The following is a 15,374-nucleotide window of genomic DNA, read 5'->3' as shown; positions in this document are numbered from 1 at the left end:
AGTTTCATCCCTGCTGATGTAACGCGCCTGAAACCCGGGGGAGCCGATGGCGAGCAAGAGTGCGGAAACGAGACGGTTCGGCGAGAAGCGCCAGGCCATCATCCATGCTGCATCGGTGCTGATCAACGAGGTGGGGGTCAAGGCGACCACCCTGTCGGACGTGGCGCGTGCCATCGGGCTGAACGCCACCAGCATCACCTATTACTTCTCGCGCAAGGAACAGCTCGTCGTTGCCGTGTACGAGGCGACGCTGGACCTTATGGGGCGGATCGCCGTCGATGCCCTGGCCGAGCCCGATCCCCCCGCGCGCCTGCGCCGCTATATCGACGAACATGTCGCGCTGCGCACCCGCATCCGCCGCGGGGAGAAAGGGCTGGTTACTGCCCTGTCCGAGATTCGCACGCTCGATCCCGCCGCCCAGGCGCCGCTCCTCGCGCGCTATCGCGAGATCGTGGGCCATGTGCGCCGCTTTTTCGGAGAGCCGCAATCGGATCGCGCGCACGCGCTGTTTTCCGCCCGGGCCCATGTCCTGCTGGAGGCGATGATGTGGTGGCCGGTCTGGTCGCTGCGCTATTCCACGCTCGACTTCCCGCGTGTGAGCGAGCGCATGTTCGACATCCTCGCCCACGGCATCCCTGCCAGGCCCGGCGAGTGGCGCCCGCGTCCGCTCGACAACGGCGACTGGCGCACGCGAGACGAGGCGAAGCCGAGCCAGAACGACGAATTCCTGCGCGCCGCGACGGTGATGATCAACCAGCGCGGCTATCGCGGCGCCTCGGTCAATCGCATCGCCCGGTCGCTGAACGTGACCAAGGGCAGTTTCTACCACCATCACGATGCCAAGGACGATCTCGTCCTCGCCTGTTTCCAGCGCAGTTACGACCGGCTTTCGGCAGTGCAGATGGCCGGACAGACCATCGATGCCGATTACTGGACCCGGCTTTCCAGCGTGCTGGGGGAGCTGCTGGATGTGCAGTTCTTCGATGCCATGCCCCTGCTGCGCACGACCGCGCTCCAGGCGCTCGACAGCGATCACAAAGTCGACGTCGTGACCCGCTCCAACCGGCTCGCGCGCCGCTTTGCCGGAATGCTGATCGACGGGGTGGCCGACGGATCGGTGCGGCCGATCGACCCGCTGGTGGCCAGCCAGGTGATCATGTCCACCCTCAACGGCGCGTACGAGGCGCGCAACTGGGCGGACCGTTTCGGCGATCCCGAACTGGCGATCCGCACCTATGTCTCGACGCTTTCGGCCGGATTGCTCGCCCCGGTCGAATGATCAGCCCTGCGCGCGGTTTCGCGGCTCGCGCACGCGCAGCATCAGCACGAGCAGCGCCGCCGCCAGCGTAGCGAAGACCAGCACGAACAGCGGGGCGAATCCCCAGGTCGCCACCAGCAGCCCGGCCACGATCGGCCCGCCGGCCGCAATCGCGCCCTCCACCGTGGTCGCGAAGGCAAGCCGCATCGGGATGTCCTCGGCCGAACCGAATTCCAGCACCATCGTGCTCGCGGCCAGCATCCAGCCCGATCCGCCGAAGCCCAGCAGCATGAAGGCGGCGTAGACCGGGGGCGCGGTTTCGGCGGCGACCAGCAGCGCAACCCCGCCGATCGAGCAGAGCAACGACAGGGCATAGACGATGCGGAAGCCGAACCGGTCGCCCATCGGGCCCCAGACGATGTTGGAAACCGTGTCCGAGCCGAGAAACATGAAGCTCAGCCCGCCGACCAGCGCACCGTCGAGGCCGAGCAGGGTGCCCGCATAGACGGTCCAGAACGGCGCCCCGACGCGGGCCATCGTGGCCAGGCTGTGCACGCCCAGGAAATTGGCGAAGTCGCGATCGGCGAGAAGCTGCGGGAATTCCCTGATCCGGTCGCGGATCGGCATTCGCGGGCGGGCCATCGGGGCGGCCGGCTCGCGGATCATCGTCTTGAGCACGACCAGCCCGGCGCTGGTGAGCACGAAAGCGAACAGAAAGGTCGTGGCGTAGCCGTTGCCCAGCCATTCGTCGGCAATGAACCAGTTGCCCGCAACCCAGGCGAGGACGGCGGCGATCAGTCCGCCGGCGAAGTTGCGATAGCCCTGGAGCCGGCCGCGCTTGCGGATGGGGATGAGCTTGCTCATCAACATCTGGAAGGCGACCCGCTGCGCACCGGAAAAGAACCCGAGCAACAGGAAGCATCCGAAGGTGACGAGCAGCAGGACATCGCCGGTCAGGAGCCAGCCTGCCAGCGCGAGCGCGAGGATCATCAGCCGCATCAGCGAGCCGACCCGGATCGCGTAAGGCAGGATATGGCTGCGATGCTCGATCCGCGCGCCGCTGGCGATCGGGCTGATCGTCGCGCCGAGTTGCAGCAACGCGGTGCCGAGCCCGACCGCGGCCGCGCTGCCGGTCAGCAGCATCAGGTAGGCGGGAATGATCGTCGGGGCGTAGATCAGGCGGAAGCCGGTCATGCCCAGCACGCCGTGGATGAAATTGGCGCGGAAGTTCCGCTTCAGATTGGCATCGACGAACCGCGCATGTTCGGCCAGCGCCCGTTCCCGGGCGCCGGCCGATGCATCGTCGTCTTCGCTATCGCGATCCGGCCCCAAGGGGTCAGTAGCCGCTCGTCCCGGCGAAGTGGTCGCGCAAGTAGGCGGTGCCGCCCCAGCTCGTTTCCAGCACCCGCGCGCGCTTGAGATAGAAGCCGACGTCGTATTCGTCGGTCATCCCGATCCCGCCGTGGAGCTGGATCCCCTCGCGGCTCATCGTATGCAGCACGCGGTTGGCTTCGGCCTTGGCGATGGTCGCCGCGCGCGCGATGCCGAAGCCGCTGTCGAGCGCCTGGAGCCCGCCCTCGACCGCGGAGCGCATCATCGCAAGGTTGCCGAACAGGTCGGCCATGCGATGCTGCAGCGCCTGGAAGGTCGCGAGCACCTGGTTGAACTGCACGCGCTGCTTCAGATAGTCGAGCGTCATGTCGAACACGGCCTGCGCCATGCCGAGCATCTCGCACGCGGTAAGAATGCGCGCGCGGTCGAGCACGTCGTCGAGCAGACTGTCGCCCCCGCTGTCGAGCCTGTCCGCCGGAGCCGCATCGAAGGTCACCTGCGCATGGCTGCGCTGGTCGGTCAGCTTGCGCGTGGCGAGCGAGACGCCGTCGCCCTTCTCGACCAGATAGAGGCCGTTGGCCGCCGCGACCACGAACAGGTCGGCGCCGTGCGCCTCGTGGACGAAAGCCTTGGTGCCCGACAGCTTGCCGCCCGCCACGCTGGCCGACAGCTTCGCCGGATCGTGCCGCGGCCCTTCGTCGATCGCCAGGGTGCCGATCGTCTCCCCGCTCGCGAGCCGGGGCAGCCACTTCGCCTTCTGCTCGTCGCTGCCGCCCAGCACGATGGCCGCGGCGGCCAGCGTGGTGGCGACCAGCGGGCTCGCCGTCAGGGTCTTGCCCAGTTCCTCCACCACCAGGCCGGCCGAAAGCCAGCCGAAATCGGACCCGCCGTGTTCCTCGGGCACGATGATCCCGCTCCAGCCCATCTGCGCCATTGCGCCGTAGGCGTCGCGATCGAACGCCTCGGGATCGCCGCTCGCGCGGACCTTGCGGAAAGCCGCCACCGGGCTTTCGTTGGTGGCCCATTCGCGCGCCATGTCGCGCAGCATTTCCTGTTCTTCGTTGAGAACCGCCATGTCTATCTCCTCTCCCCTTCAGGGGAGAGGCCGGGAGAGGGGGACTCTTTCCCGGCCCTGTTGATCCTGCGGGAGACGCGTTCCCCTCTCCCAACCCTCTCCCCTTCGGGGGAGAGGGCCTTTACTGATGGTCGAGCATGCCAAGCACGCGCTTGGCGATGATGTTGTTCTGGATCTCGGTCGAACCGCCGTAGATCGTCGTCGCCTTGCCGAAGAGCCAGGCGCGCACGCCGGCCAGCTCGGCTTCCGAGAAGCCTTCGCCTTCCCAGCCCAAGCCCTGAAAACCCATGATCTCGATCATGAGTTCGGCCCGTTCCTGGCCCAGCTTCGTGCCCAGCTTCTTGAGCACGGAGCTGATTTCGGAGACTCCGCCGGCGGCCTTGCTCTCTTCCGCCGCGCGCCGGGCGGTGAGCAGGAAGGCGCTCCAGCGGATTTCGAAATCGGCAATGCGGTCGCGCAGCACCTTGTCGGCGATCGCCCCGCTTTCGTCGGTTTCGAGATATTTCTTCGCCAGGTCGGAAAGGCTCGCGCCCATCATCCGGGCCAGGCTGCCGCCGCCCGAAAGATTGGTGCGTTCGTGCTGGAGAAGCCGCTTGCCGATGGTCCAGCCCTGGCCTTCTTCGCCGACCAGGTTTTCCTTCGGCACTTTCACGTCGGTGAAGAACGTTTCGCAAAACGGGCTCATCCCGCTGATCATCTGGATCGGGCGGACTTCGACGCCCGGTGCGTCCATGTCGATCAGCAGGAAGCTGATCCCGCGATGTTTGTCGCTCTTGTCGGTGCGCACGAGGCAGAAGCACTTGTCGGCCCACTGGCCGCCGCTGGTCCAGGTCTTCTGCCCGTTTACCAGATAGTGATCGCCCTTGTCCTCGGCCGTCGTCTGCAGATTGGCGAGGTCGGAGCCGGCATTGGGTTCGCTATAGCCCTGGCACCAGCGGATCTCCCCCCGGCAGATGGGCGGGATATGTTCCTTCTTCTGCGCTTCGCTGCCGTATTCGAGCAGCGTGGGGCCGAACATCATCACGCCCATCCCGCCGATCGGGTTGTAGGCGCCCGCGCGGGCCATTTCCTCGTCCAGAATCCGCGCCTGGCGCCGGGTCAGCCCGCCGCCGCCGTATTCGCGCGGCCAGGTGGGCGTGCCCCATCCGCGTTCGCCCATCGCCTCGCGCCACTTGCGCTGGGCGTCGCTTTCCTGCGTCGGCCCGTCGACACCGGCGAGCGCGTTGCCCTTGCCTTTCAACTCGGGCGGGAAGTTGTCGGCCAGGAACTGGCGCACTTCCTCGCGGAAGGCGTCGTCCGCGCCGGGGGCTTTTACATCGGGCTGGGTGGCCATTCGATTCTCCTCAACATGTTATCGGGCGGGCCCCCCCAGGGCCGCGTCGCGTTGCTCCTGTTCGCGCGCCTCGGCTTCGCGCGCGCGAAGAATTTCGATATTCCGTTCGTGCCGGGCGCGGGTGATCGGATAGAACAGCAGGATCAGCGCGCCAATCGTCCAGAGCGAAATGGACGTCGGGATATAATGCAACAGCAGGCTGTCGACCACTGGCCGGGGTATCGTGTCGGGATCCGCCCGTTCGGGAAATTCGGCCAGCGCAAGGACCTGCCCGGCGACGAAAATGCCCAGCGCGTTGGAACATTGCTGCATGAAGCTGGAGGCGGAAAAGAACGTGCCGGCCGCGTGCCGGCCGGTTTCGACCGCGCTGTCTTCCACCACGTCCGCGAGCATTGCGCTGGTGTTGATCAGCGAGATGGCGACCATCGCGCCGTAAATCGCCCCGATCGCGAACAGCACCGGCACCAGCAGGGTGTCGCCGGGGACGAAGAACAGCCCGAACAGGCTGAGCAGCAGGGGGCTGAGCCCGATCGAGACGCCCAGCACGGCGAAGACCATCGAACTCGTGCGCTTGCCGAACCAGCGGGAGAAGATCGGCGCCAGCGGCGCCGCCAGCGTCGCGGCCACGAAACTGTCCAGCGTCAGCAGCGCGAGCTGCGCCGTGTTGAGCTTGAACAGATAAGTCCCGAAATAGAGCGTGGTCGCGCTGTAAAGCCCGATCGCGGTGTACTTGAATACGCCGAAGCCGAAGATCGAGAGGAACGCGCGGTTGCGGAAAGCGGCGAACATTTCGCGCAAGTGCTCGCGCACCGGCATTCCCGGATCGCCGGCCTGCCCGTCCGCCTGCCGCATCCACGGCACCCGGTTGTGCGTGCCCGCCGCACAGACCAGGATCGCCAGGAAAATCAGCGCCGCGCCCAGTGCGGCGAAGTTGACATAGCTGTCGGGGTTGAGCTGCCCGCGCGGGTAGGCGTCGCTTTCGATGAAAATGAACGCCAGCGAGAACGCGGTGAAGCCGTAGGCACCGGCGTAGCCGAACCAGTAACGCAGCGAGAACAGCCGCGTCCGTTCGGTATAATCGCCGGTCAGCTCGGGCGCCATGGCCGAAGCGTTGATCTCGAATGCGCTGATCGCGGCGCGGGTGGCGGCGGCGAAGGCGAAAATCCAGAAGCCGAGCTGGATATGGCTCAGCCCCTCGGGCGGGAACCAGGTGAGGAAGAAGAATACCGTGGTCGGGATCGCTGCGGCATACATGAACGGATGGCGCCGGCCCCAGCGCGACCGCGTGACGTCCGCCCAGCGGCCGAGGAACGGGTCGACGATCGCATCGACCAGCAGGGTGCAGGCGAGCGCGGTGCCGACGATGGCTGCCGGCACCCCGACCACCTGGTTGAAATAGAGCATCAGGTAGCTGGAGAATGCCGCGCCCTTGATCCCGTTGGCCATTGCGCCCGCGCCGTAGCTGACGCGGGTGGCGAGCGTGATCGGCGGCGCGTCTGCGGCATCGGTCGCGCTCGCCGGAGGATCGGCGGGGGCGGCGCGGCTCGCGCTCATGCCGTGGCCTCCGCCGCTTCGGCCAGTTCGTCAACCGGATCGAAAAGTGCCCGCGCGGCGGCGCGGCGGTTGGGCAGAGAGTAATCGGGGAAGACCGGATCGGCCACGTCGCGATAGCCGCGCAGATGCTGCTTCGCGACGGTGACCTTGTGCACCTCTGTCGGGCCGTCGGCGATGCCCATGACCATCGCGGCGACGAGATTGCCGGCAAACGGCATTTCGTTCGAGACGCCCAGCGATCCGTGGATATGGATGCAGCGCGCGGCGATATCGTGATAGACTTTCGGCATCAGCGCCTTGATCGCGGCGATATCCTTGCGCACCTTGCGATAGTCGCGGTGCTTGTCGATCATCCACGCGGTCTTGAGCACGAACAGCCGGAACTGTTCCAGCTCGATATAGCTGTCGGCGATCTGCATCTGAACCGCCTGGTAATCGGCGATCGTGCCGGTCCGCGTCGTGCGGCTGACGGCGCGCCGGCTCATCAGATCGAGCAGGCGCCGGCAGTTGCCGACCGTGCGCATCGCATGATGAACCCGCCCGCCGCCGAGCCGGGTCTGCGAAATGGCGAAGGCCCCGCCGCGTTCGCCGAGCAGGTGATCGGCCGGCACGCGCACGTCGGTATAGCGGATATAGCTCTCGCTGCCTTCCTGCTGGCCATAGACGCCGACGTTGCGCACGATCTCGACCCCCGGGGTGTCGACGGGGACGATGAACATGCTCATGCGCTCGTGGCGCGGCGCGTCGGGATCGGTGACCGCCATGACGATCAGGAAGTCGGCCCATTTGCCATTGGTGGAAAACCACTTCTCGCCGTTGATCTTCCAGTGATTGCCGTCCTGTTCGGCGCGGGTGACGAAGCCGGTCGGGTCCGATCCGCCCTGGGGTTCGGTCATCGAGAAGGCGGAGACGATCTCGTTGGCGAGCAGAGGCTCGAGATACCGCTCTTTCTGTTCCGGGGTGCCGAAGTGCGCGATAATCTCGGCATTTCCGGTATCGGGCGCCTGGCAGCCGAAGACGATCGGCGCGAAGCTGGCGCCGCCGATAATCTCGTTCATCAGGCCCAGCTTGACCTGGCCGTAGCCTTGCCCGCCAAGCTCCGGCCCCAGGTGGCAGGCCCACAGGCCCTGCGCCTTCACTTCGTCCTGCAGAGGGCGGACGAGCGCGTTGCGGCGCGGATTCTTCACATCGTAGGGATGGATGTCCAGCAGGCCGAGCGGCTCCACTTTCTCGCGGACGAAATCCTCCATCCAGTCGAGCTTCTCCTGAAACTCGGGCTCGGTCTCGAAATCCCAGGCCATCGGTATCCTTCCCATTGTCGCCGCCCGTTTTCCGGGTCGTGCCGAATCAACATACCCGATATTTGAAAAGGAACAAGACGGAGCGGAGAAAGTCGTCGCGGCCGCCGGGCGCGGCCGCCGATGCCGGGCGGTGCCGTCTTCCCCCGGGGCGGGATTTGCCGTATCGCGCGCGGCCGCCAAAAAGGTTTTGCCGTGCCCAGCAACCCCGCTCCGAACGGTCTCGAAGCCGCTTTCCTCGCGAATCGCGAGCGGCTGGTGCGTTTCCTGCGCGCGCGCGGGGCGGGCGATGCGGCGGAGGATCTGGTGCACGAGGTCTGGCTGAAGATCTCGGCCGCGCGCACCGGCCCGCTGGCCTCTCCGCTGGCCTATCTGTTCCGCACCGCCGACCTGGTGATGATCGACCGCTATCGCTCCGAACGCCAGGCGCGCAGGCGCGAACAGGCGTGGAGCGAAGTCGCGGGTTCGGCAAATCCCGGCGTCTCCGACGCGCCTTCGGGAGAACGGGTCGTGATCGGCCGCCAGCACGCGCGGATCGTGGCCGACGCGCTCAATGCGCTCGGCCGGCGTCCGGCCGCGATTTTCCGGCGGCACCGGATCGACGGTGTTCCGCAGAAGATCGTGGCCGAGGAATTCGGCGTCAGCCTGAGCACGGTGGAAAGCGATCTGAGGCGCGCCTACCGCGCTCTTCTGGAGATCAGGGAGCGGCTGGATGAGGATTGAGGCGCATGGCTCCGTCTTGTCTGCGAAAGGGGCTCGCAATGGGGCAAGATGACCGGATGACCGAAGACGCAATTGCCTGGGCCGTGAAGACCGGCGACCCCTCGTTCGAGGATTGGGACGCCTTCACCCTGTGGCTGGAGGCGGACCCCGAACATGCGCGCGCCTACGACCGGGCAGTGGCGGCAGTGGCCGATGCGGCCGAAGCCGATCTGCCGTCGCGCGTGGTCAACGACGACGCTTCGCTGCCCGGGGTGGGGGCAAGCGCGCCCGGCCGCGGCGTTGCTTCTCAGGCCGGGCGCTGGCGCTGGGCCGCGCTGGCGGCGACCGTGGTGCTGGTGGCGATGGTCGGCTTTCTCCAGTTGCGCGGATCGGGCTATACGATCGAGACCGAGGCCGGCGAAACCCTGGTCGTGCCGCTGGACGACGGGAGCGAGATCGCCCTCGGCGGCGGCGCGCGCGTGACGCTCGACCGGGACCGGCCGCGCTTCGCCGTGCTGGAGCGGGGCCGGGCGCTGTTCACCGTCCGCCACGACGAGAGCGATCCGTTCACCGTTTCGGTCGGCGAGGAGACCCTGGTCGATGCCGGCACCGTCTTCGACGTGACCCGCGCCGGCACGACGACCAGCGTGGCCGTTTCCGAAGGCGTCGTGCTGGTCAATCCGGGGCGGAAGCCGGCCCGGCTCGAACCCGGCGACATGCTGAGCGTGACCGACGGCAGCGACGCCTATCGCCGGTCGACCGTGCCGGTCGCGCGGATCGGGGAGTGGCAGACGGGCCGCCTGACGTTCGACAATGCCCCCCTGGGCGAGATTGCCCGCGAACTGTCCGCCAGCACCGGGATCGCGTTCGCCGCCGCCCCGGCGGTTGCCGGCCGCCGCGCGACCGGCAGCGTCGCGCTCGCTCCGCTGGCGCAGGACCCGCAGGCGGTGGGGCCGCTGTTCGGCGTTGCCGTGCGGCGCAAAGGGGATAGCTGGATGATCGATAGCCGTTGAGGATGCCTTACCGTCTGCCGATAGTCATGGCCGCGCTTCTCGCCGCCACCGCCGTTCAGGCGGAGGAGCGGCGCGTGGACGTGCCGGCGGGGCGGGCGGGCGATGCGGCGGCGGCGATCGCGCGCCAGACCGGCACCAGCATCGTAATCGCTGCGCCCGAGCTGGCCGCGCGGCGGGTGCCGGCGATCCGCGGCCGGTACAGCACGGAAGAAGCCGTCAGGCGGCTGGCGCAAGCCATCGGCGCACGGCCGATCGCCGCCGGATCGATGGGCTGGCGACTGGTTGCCGACGATCGCCGCGCGGCGCCCGGCCGCGGCGCGCGGCGCGCCTCCGCCCGGCCCGCCGCGGCGCCGCCCGCGGCCCCTCCGCCCGGGGTGGGGACCGTGCCGATCGTGGTTCTGGCCAGCAAGCGCGACGTGCAACTGCGCGACTATGCCGGGCAGATCACGATTCTCGACGGCGATTCGCTGACCCTGGGCGGCCCCGTGGGAACCGACCGGATCGCCGATCGCGTGGCCAGCGTCACCTCGACCTATCTCGGCAGCGGGCGCAACAAGCTGTTCATTCGCGGCATCGCCGATTCGAGCTTTACCGGGCCGACACAGGCGACGGTCGGGCAATATCTGGGCGACTTGCGGCTGAGCTACAATTCGCCCGATCCCGACTTGCGCCTGTCCGACATGGAGAAGGTCGAGGTGCTCGAGGGGCCGCAGGGCACGCTTTACGGCGCGGGATCGCTGGGCGGGATCATCCGCCTGGTGCCGAACGAGCCGGAGCCGGGGGTTACCGCGCTTTCGGCGGGCATGGGCGGCTCGGCGACCCAGCACGGCGCGCTGGGCGCGGACCTGAGCGCCGTGATGAACCTGCCGCTCGCGGGCGAGAGGGCGACCCTGCGCGCGGTGTTCGATGCCGAAAGCCAGGGCGGCTATATCGATAAGCCCCTGATCGGCCGCGACGACGTGAACCGCACCAACATCTACGGCGGGCGGGCCATCGCCCGGCTCGATGCAGGTGGTGGGTGGACCGTCGACCTGATCGGCCTCGGCCAGTGGACCGAGGGTAAGGACAGCCAGTATGCCGACCGCGAGGGGCCGCCGCTGACCCGTTCGGCCAATGTCACCGAGGGGTTCGATGCCGATTACCTGCAGGGGCAGGTGGTGGTGAGCGGCAGACTGGGGGCGGCGCGGTTCCGTTCCTCCACCGGCATTGTCCGGCAGAACCTCCAGGAACGCTACGACGCGACCCAGCCCGACGCGACCGCCGCCCGGCTGTTCGTGCAGGACAACGATTCGCGCATGATCGCCAACGAAACCCGCATCTGGCAGCCGATGGAGGATCGTTTCGGCTGGGTTGCCGGGGCCAGCTATACCCGCAGCCGCACGCAGCTGACGCGCGGTTTCGAAACGATCGGGCCCGAAAATGCCAGCTCGACCACGGCCGCGAGCACCGGCGTGCGCAATACGGTGGACGAGCTGACGGTCTATGGCGAGGCGAGCTATCGCCTGCGCGAAGGCCTGGTCGCCACGGCGGGCGGGCGCGTCACCCGTTCGGAGCTTGGCGGGCAGGGCGAGGATGTCGACCAGTTCCTCGCGCTCCTGCGTGCCGAAGTGACCGCCCAGCGCCATGAAACGGTGTTTCTGCCATCGGTCTCGCTCACCGCCAGCCCGATCGCGGACACCGCGCTCTACATCAAGTATCAGGAAGGGTTCCGGCCGGGCGGCCTTGCGATCGACGGCGATTTCGTCCGCCGGTTCCGCAGCGACCGCACCGCCACCTTCGAAGTCGGCGCGCGCCACGGGCAGCCGGGCCGGGGGGCGTTCGATCTCGCCGGCAGTCTCGCCTTCACCCGCTGGCGCGACATTCAGGCCGATTTCATCGATCCGCTCGGCCTGCCGAGCACTGCCAATATCGGCGACGGCCAGGTCTGGACGGCGACCCTGTCGGGCGGGGTTGCGGTAACGCGCGGCTTGCGCATCGAAGGCGGCCTCTCGTGGAACGACAGCCGGATCGACAGCCCGCAGACCCTGGTCTCCACCCGGATCGGCCAGATCCCCAATATCGCGCGGATCAATGTGCGCGCGGGGTTCGACTACCAGCGGCCGCTGCAGGGCGATCTCGTGCTCACCGCCCAGGGATGGACCCGTTACGTCGGCAAATCGCGCCTCGGGATCGGCCCCGAACTGGGCGAGGAGCAGGGCGACTATCTCGACAGCGGGCTGACCGTCCGCATCGGGCGGGAGGATCTGGGCATTTCGCTCGGCATATCCAACCTCTTCGATACCGAAGGCAATCGCTTCGCGCTGGGCACCCCGTTCGAGATCGGGCGCGAACAGATCACGCCGCTGCGTCCGCGCACGTTCCGGCTGGGGCTGGATCTTTCCTTCTAGGGTCGTTCTCATCGAGGCGGCACCGGCGCTGCCGCATATTGTCGGCACGCGAAAAAATTTCCCGCGCTCGGGCCAAGGCTGGCCGGCGACGGCTCCGTCTTGCGGTCGATAACCGACCGGAGGACCCATGAATCGCTACTTGCTCGCGACCACCGCGATTGCCGCACTTGCCACCCCGCTGGCCGCCCAGACCGTGATCTCCGACGACCGGACCCAGCCGGTGCGGACGTCGACGGTCAAGAGCGGATCACCCGATTCGATCCGAATCGACGAGGATGGCTCGGTCGTCGTCACCGGCGGCACCGCGGTCACGATGGACAGCGACCATACCGTCACCAACGAAGGCGCGATCAAGATCACCAATGCCAACGGCGCCACCGGCATCGCGGCCGAGGCGGGCACCACCGGCGATATCGTCAATTCAGGCACGATCACGATCGACGAGACTTATACCCCCGAAGATATCGACAACGACGGCGACGCGGACGGACCTTTCGCGGTCGGCACCGGGCGCGCCGGGATCCGCACGCTGGGCGCGCACACCGGCGACATTTCCAACAGCGGCAAGATCGTCGTCGAAGGCAACGATTCCGCCGGCATCGCGCTGGGCGGGCCGTTGACCGGCGATTTCACCCACAACGGCGAAACCACCGTGACCGGCAGCAATTCGGTCGGGGTCGACACGCAGGATATCACCGGGAATGTCCGTCTGGCCGGCAAAGTGACGGCGCAGGGCGAAGGCGCGATCGGCGCGCGCTTCGGCGGGGATGTCGATGGCGCAATGGTCGTGCAGGGGGAAATCACTTCCACCGGATATCGTTACCCCACACCGCCTTCGGACCAGTCGAAGCTCGATGCCGACGACAAGCTCCAGGGCGGATCGGCTCTCGTGGTGGAAGGCGACGTGACCGGCGGCATCGTCCTCGCCGCAGCTCCTAAGGATAGCGATTCCAATAACGACGATGAAGACGGCGACGGGATCGACGACGACAAGGAAGGCACGGCCAAAGTCGTTTCCGCCGGCGAAGCGCCGGCAATGGTGATCGGTGCCGAAGATCGCGACATCGCCATCGGACCGGTCGCGGGCAGCGGCAGCGATTTCGGCGTCATTATCGAAGGCGAAGTCGGCGGATCGGGCGTCTACTCGGGCGTCGACGGCAACGGTCTGGTGATCGGTGGGCGCGGCGGGGCGGTCGATATCGCCAACGGCGTCTCGATCTCCGGTACGGTGGCCGCCAAGGCGATCGGCGCGGCGGAGGCGACCGCGCTGCGCATCGGCGCCGACGCCACCGTGCCCGAAATCCGCAACTCCGGGACCATCAGCGCCAGCGCGGGGAACGACGACGAATCGCTGGCCGTGGCCGTGGTGGTGGACGAAGGCGCCAGCGTCGAAACGATCCGCAACAGTGGAACGATCGAGGCCGGCGTTTCGGGCAAGGATGGCACCGCGACCGCGATCGTCGACCGCAGCGGCGGCGTCGCGCTGATCGAAAACAGCGGCGCGATTTCGGCCACCGGTGCCGATGCCGCTTCGGATCGCAATATTGCGATCGACCTGTCGGCAAACACCGCGGGCGTTACCGTGCGGCAGACGGAAGTGGCATCGGGCAAGGACGCCCCCTCGATCGAAGGCAATGTCCTGTTCGGCAGCGGCGACGACACGTTCGAGATCGCCGACGGCACGGTCGCTGGCAAAGTCGCCTTCGGCGCGGGCGACAACAGGCTCGCGCTGTCGGGCGACGCCGAGCAGACCGGTTCGGTCGTGTTCGGCGGCGGCGACGATACGATGAGCCTCGCCGGCAAGTCGGTGTTCGACGGTTCGGTCGATTTCGGCGGCGGCGCGGACGAACTCACGCTTGCCGGGTCGGCGCAGTTCGTCGGAACGCTGACCAACGCGGCCAATCTTGCGGTCAGGGTCGATGGCGGGGTTCTCGGGCTTTCGCGGCCGACGGCGATCGGCTCGCTCGATCTGGCGTCGGGCGCGATCCTCGACGTGACGCTGGACAAGGACGCGGGCGAAGGCACGATGATCGACGTGGCCGGAACGGCCACGTTCGAAGACGATGCGAAGCTGCGTTTCCGCCTGGCGGATATCGACGATGCCGAAGGGCGCTATGTCGTGCTCACTGCGGGCGACCTGCAGGTCGGCGACGAACTCGAGGGCGACAGCTCGCTGCTGCCGTTCATGTACAAGGCGACGATCGACGCGGACGAGGCGGCGAACGAGCTGGCGGTCGATATCGACCGCAAGACGACCACCGAACTGGGGCTCAACCGGTCGCAGTCCGCTGCCTACGACGCGATCCTCGACGCGCTGGGCGAGGACGAGGAAATCGCCGGCGTCTTCCTCAACATCACCGATGGCGATTCGTTTCGCGATACCGTCACCCTTATGCTTCCCGATCACGCCGGCGGCGCATTCGAAGGCGTGAGCCTGGGTATGCGGACGATGTCGCGTTTCCTGACCGATCCGCAGGGACCGATCGAACCGACGTCCAAGATCCATCTGATCTTCGATGCCGGGGGCTGGGGCTCGCAGAAGGACCAGGGCGAAACGGCCGCCTACGACCAGAGCGGCCTCGGCTTTGCCGCGGGGGCGGAAATCTCCACCGGGCTCGGCCGTTTCGGCGGGACGATCACTTATCTGTGGAACCGCCATGACATCGGCGACACCAGCGCGGTCCATTCGGGGACTTACGAGATTGCCGCGCACTGGGTTGGCAAGTGGGGCGGCCTGCAGACTTTCGCGCGCGCCGGCATCGGCATGGTCGATTTCGACGGGACCCGCCACTTCGACGCTACGGTGGGCGACGAGGTCGTCTCGCGCGATATCGAGCGCGAATGGAACGGCACCGTCACCAGCTTCATGGGCGGCGCGTCGTTCGAAGGGGGCAGCCAGTTCTTCTTCTTCCGGCCGGCGGTCAGCTTCGATTACGTCCGCCTGAAGGAAGACGGCTATACCGATACCGGCGGCGGCGGGCTGAACCTGACCGTGGCCGAGCGCACGAGCGACGAGTTCGCGGTGAACGGCGGCCTCACGCTCGGCGTCGATTTCAAGGGGATGCGCGCGCGCGACGAAACTTGGTTCCGGGTCGAGGGCGAAGGCGGCTGGCGCGAAGTCGTCGGCGGCTCGCTCGGCGATACGACCGCGCACTTCGAGGGTGGGGACCCGTTCACGCTGCAGGCGGAGCAGAGCGCCAACGGCTGGTATGCGCGCCTGCGGGCGCTTGGCGGGGACGAGGCCTTCACCATCTCCGGCGAAGCCGGCGCGGAGGAGCGCCACGACGATGTCGGTTTCACCCTGCGGGGAACGATCCGCATGGGATTTTGAGCCCCCCCAGCCCGCGTTCTACGCGGGCCGGCCATGTCGCCCGGTCCCCTCCGGCCGGGCGGCATGGCCATCTCTTCGGGCCGAAGGGGAA

10 protein-coding genes are annotated in these 15,374 nt (G+C 67.5%); 5 read left to right on the top strand and 5 right to left on the bottom strand.

Going from position 1 to position 15,374, the window contains the following annotated elements; genetic code table 11:
- Positions 1-46: 46 nt before the first annotated feature.
- The gene (locus V5F89_RS01195; protein ID WP_338446442.1) at positions 47-1,279 is read left to right on the top strand and encodes a TetR/AcrR family transcriptional regulator; all 1,233 of its coding nucleotides are present in this window, start codon (positions 47-49) and stop codon (positions 1,277-1,279) included.
- Here V5F89_RS01195 and V5F89_RS01190 read toward each other — a convergent pair whose 3' ends face one another.
- From V5F89_RS01190 to V5F89_RS01170, 5 genes are all read right to left on the bottom strand, one after another.
- Positions 1,280-2,590 carry an MFS transporter gene (locus V5F89_RS01190; RefSeq protein WP_338446441.1) on the bottom strand — a complete coding sequence of 437 codons (1,311 nt, stop codon included), beginning with the start codon at positions 2,588-2,590 and terminating at the stop codon, positions 1,280-1,282.
- 4 nt (positions 2,591-2,594) lie between these two features.
- Positions 2,595-3,665: an acyl-CoA dehydrogenase family protein gene (locus V5F89_RS01185; RefSeq protein WP_338446440.1), complete on the bottom strand. Its 1,071-nt coding sequence runs from the start codon at positions 3,663-3,665 to the stop codon at positions 2,595-2,597.
- A 121-nt stretch (positions 3,666-3,786) separates the two neighbouring features.
- On the bottom strand, positions 3,787-4,998 hold the full coding sequence (locus V5F89_RS01180; protein ID WP_338446439.1) for an acyl-CoA dehydrogenase family protein: 1,212 nt from the start codon (positions 4,996-4,998) through the stop codon (positions 3,787-3,789).
- An 18-nt stretch (positions 4,999-5,016) separates the two neighbouring features.
- Positions 5,017-6,552 (bottom strand): MFS transporter, encoded by a 1,536-nt coding sequence (locus V5F89_RS01175; RefSeq protein WP_338446438.1) that lies wholly within the window; start codon positions 6,550-6,552, stop codon positions 5,017-5,019.
- Positions 6,549-7,853 carry an acyl-CoA dehydrogenase family protein gene (locus V5F89_RS01170; RefSeq protein WP_338446437.1) on the bottom strand — a complete coding sequence of 435 codons (1,305 nt, stop codon included), beginning with the start codon at positions 7,851-7,853 and terminating at the stop codon, positions 6,549-6,551. The genes V5F89_RS01175 and V5F89_RS01170 overlap by 4 nt, the downstream gene beginning before the upstream one ends.
- Before the next feature lie 192 nt (positions 7,854-8,045).
- Between V5F89_RS01170 and V5F89_RS01165 the strand changes: the two genes are divergently transcribed.
- The 4 genes from V5F89_RS01165 (at position 8,046) to V5F89_RS01150 (ending at position 15,283) form a co-directional block, all read left to right on the top strand.
- On the top strand, positions 8,046-8,573 hold the full coding sequence (locus tag V5F89_RS01165) for an RNA polymerase sigma factor (RefSeq protein ID WP_338446436.1): 528 nt from the start codon (positions 8,046-8,048) through the stop codon (positions 8,571-8,573).
- A 56-nt stretch (positions 8,574-8,629) separates the two neighbouring features.
- A complete protein-coding gene (locus V5F89_RS01160) occupies positions 8,630-9,565 on the top strand; it encodes a FecR family protein (protein ID WP_338446435.1) in 936 nt (311 codons plus the stop codon).
- A 2-nt stretch (positions 9,566-9,567) separates the two neighbouring features.
- Positions 9,568-11,952, top strand: coding sequence for a TonB-dependent receptor (locus V5F89_RS01155; RefSeq protein ID WP_338446434.1), 2,385 nt, complete (start codon positions 9,568-9,570; stop codon positions 11,950-11,952).
- A gap of 127 nt (positions 11,953-12,079) precedes the next feature.
- Positions 12,080-15,283 (top strand): autotransporter outer membrane beta-barrel domain-containing protein, encoded by a 3,204-nt coding sequence (locus V5F89_RS01150; protein WP_338446433.1) that lies wholly within the window; start codon positions 12,080-12,082, stop codon positions 15,281-15,283.
- Positions 15,284-15,374 lie beyond the last annotated feature (91 nt).

Source organism: Pelagerythrobacter marensis, from assembly GCF_036700095.1.
Taxonomy (GTDB): Bacteria; Pseudomonadota; Alphaproteobacteria; order Sphingomonadales; family Sphingomonadaceae; genus Pelagerythrobacter; species Pelagerythrobacter marensis_A.
The sequence above is the reverse complement of the archived record's forward strand: the minus strand, read 5'-3'. Positions and strand labels throughout refer to the sequence as shown.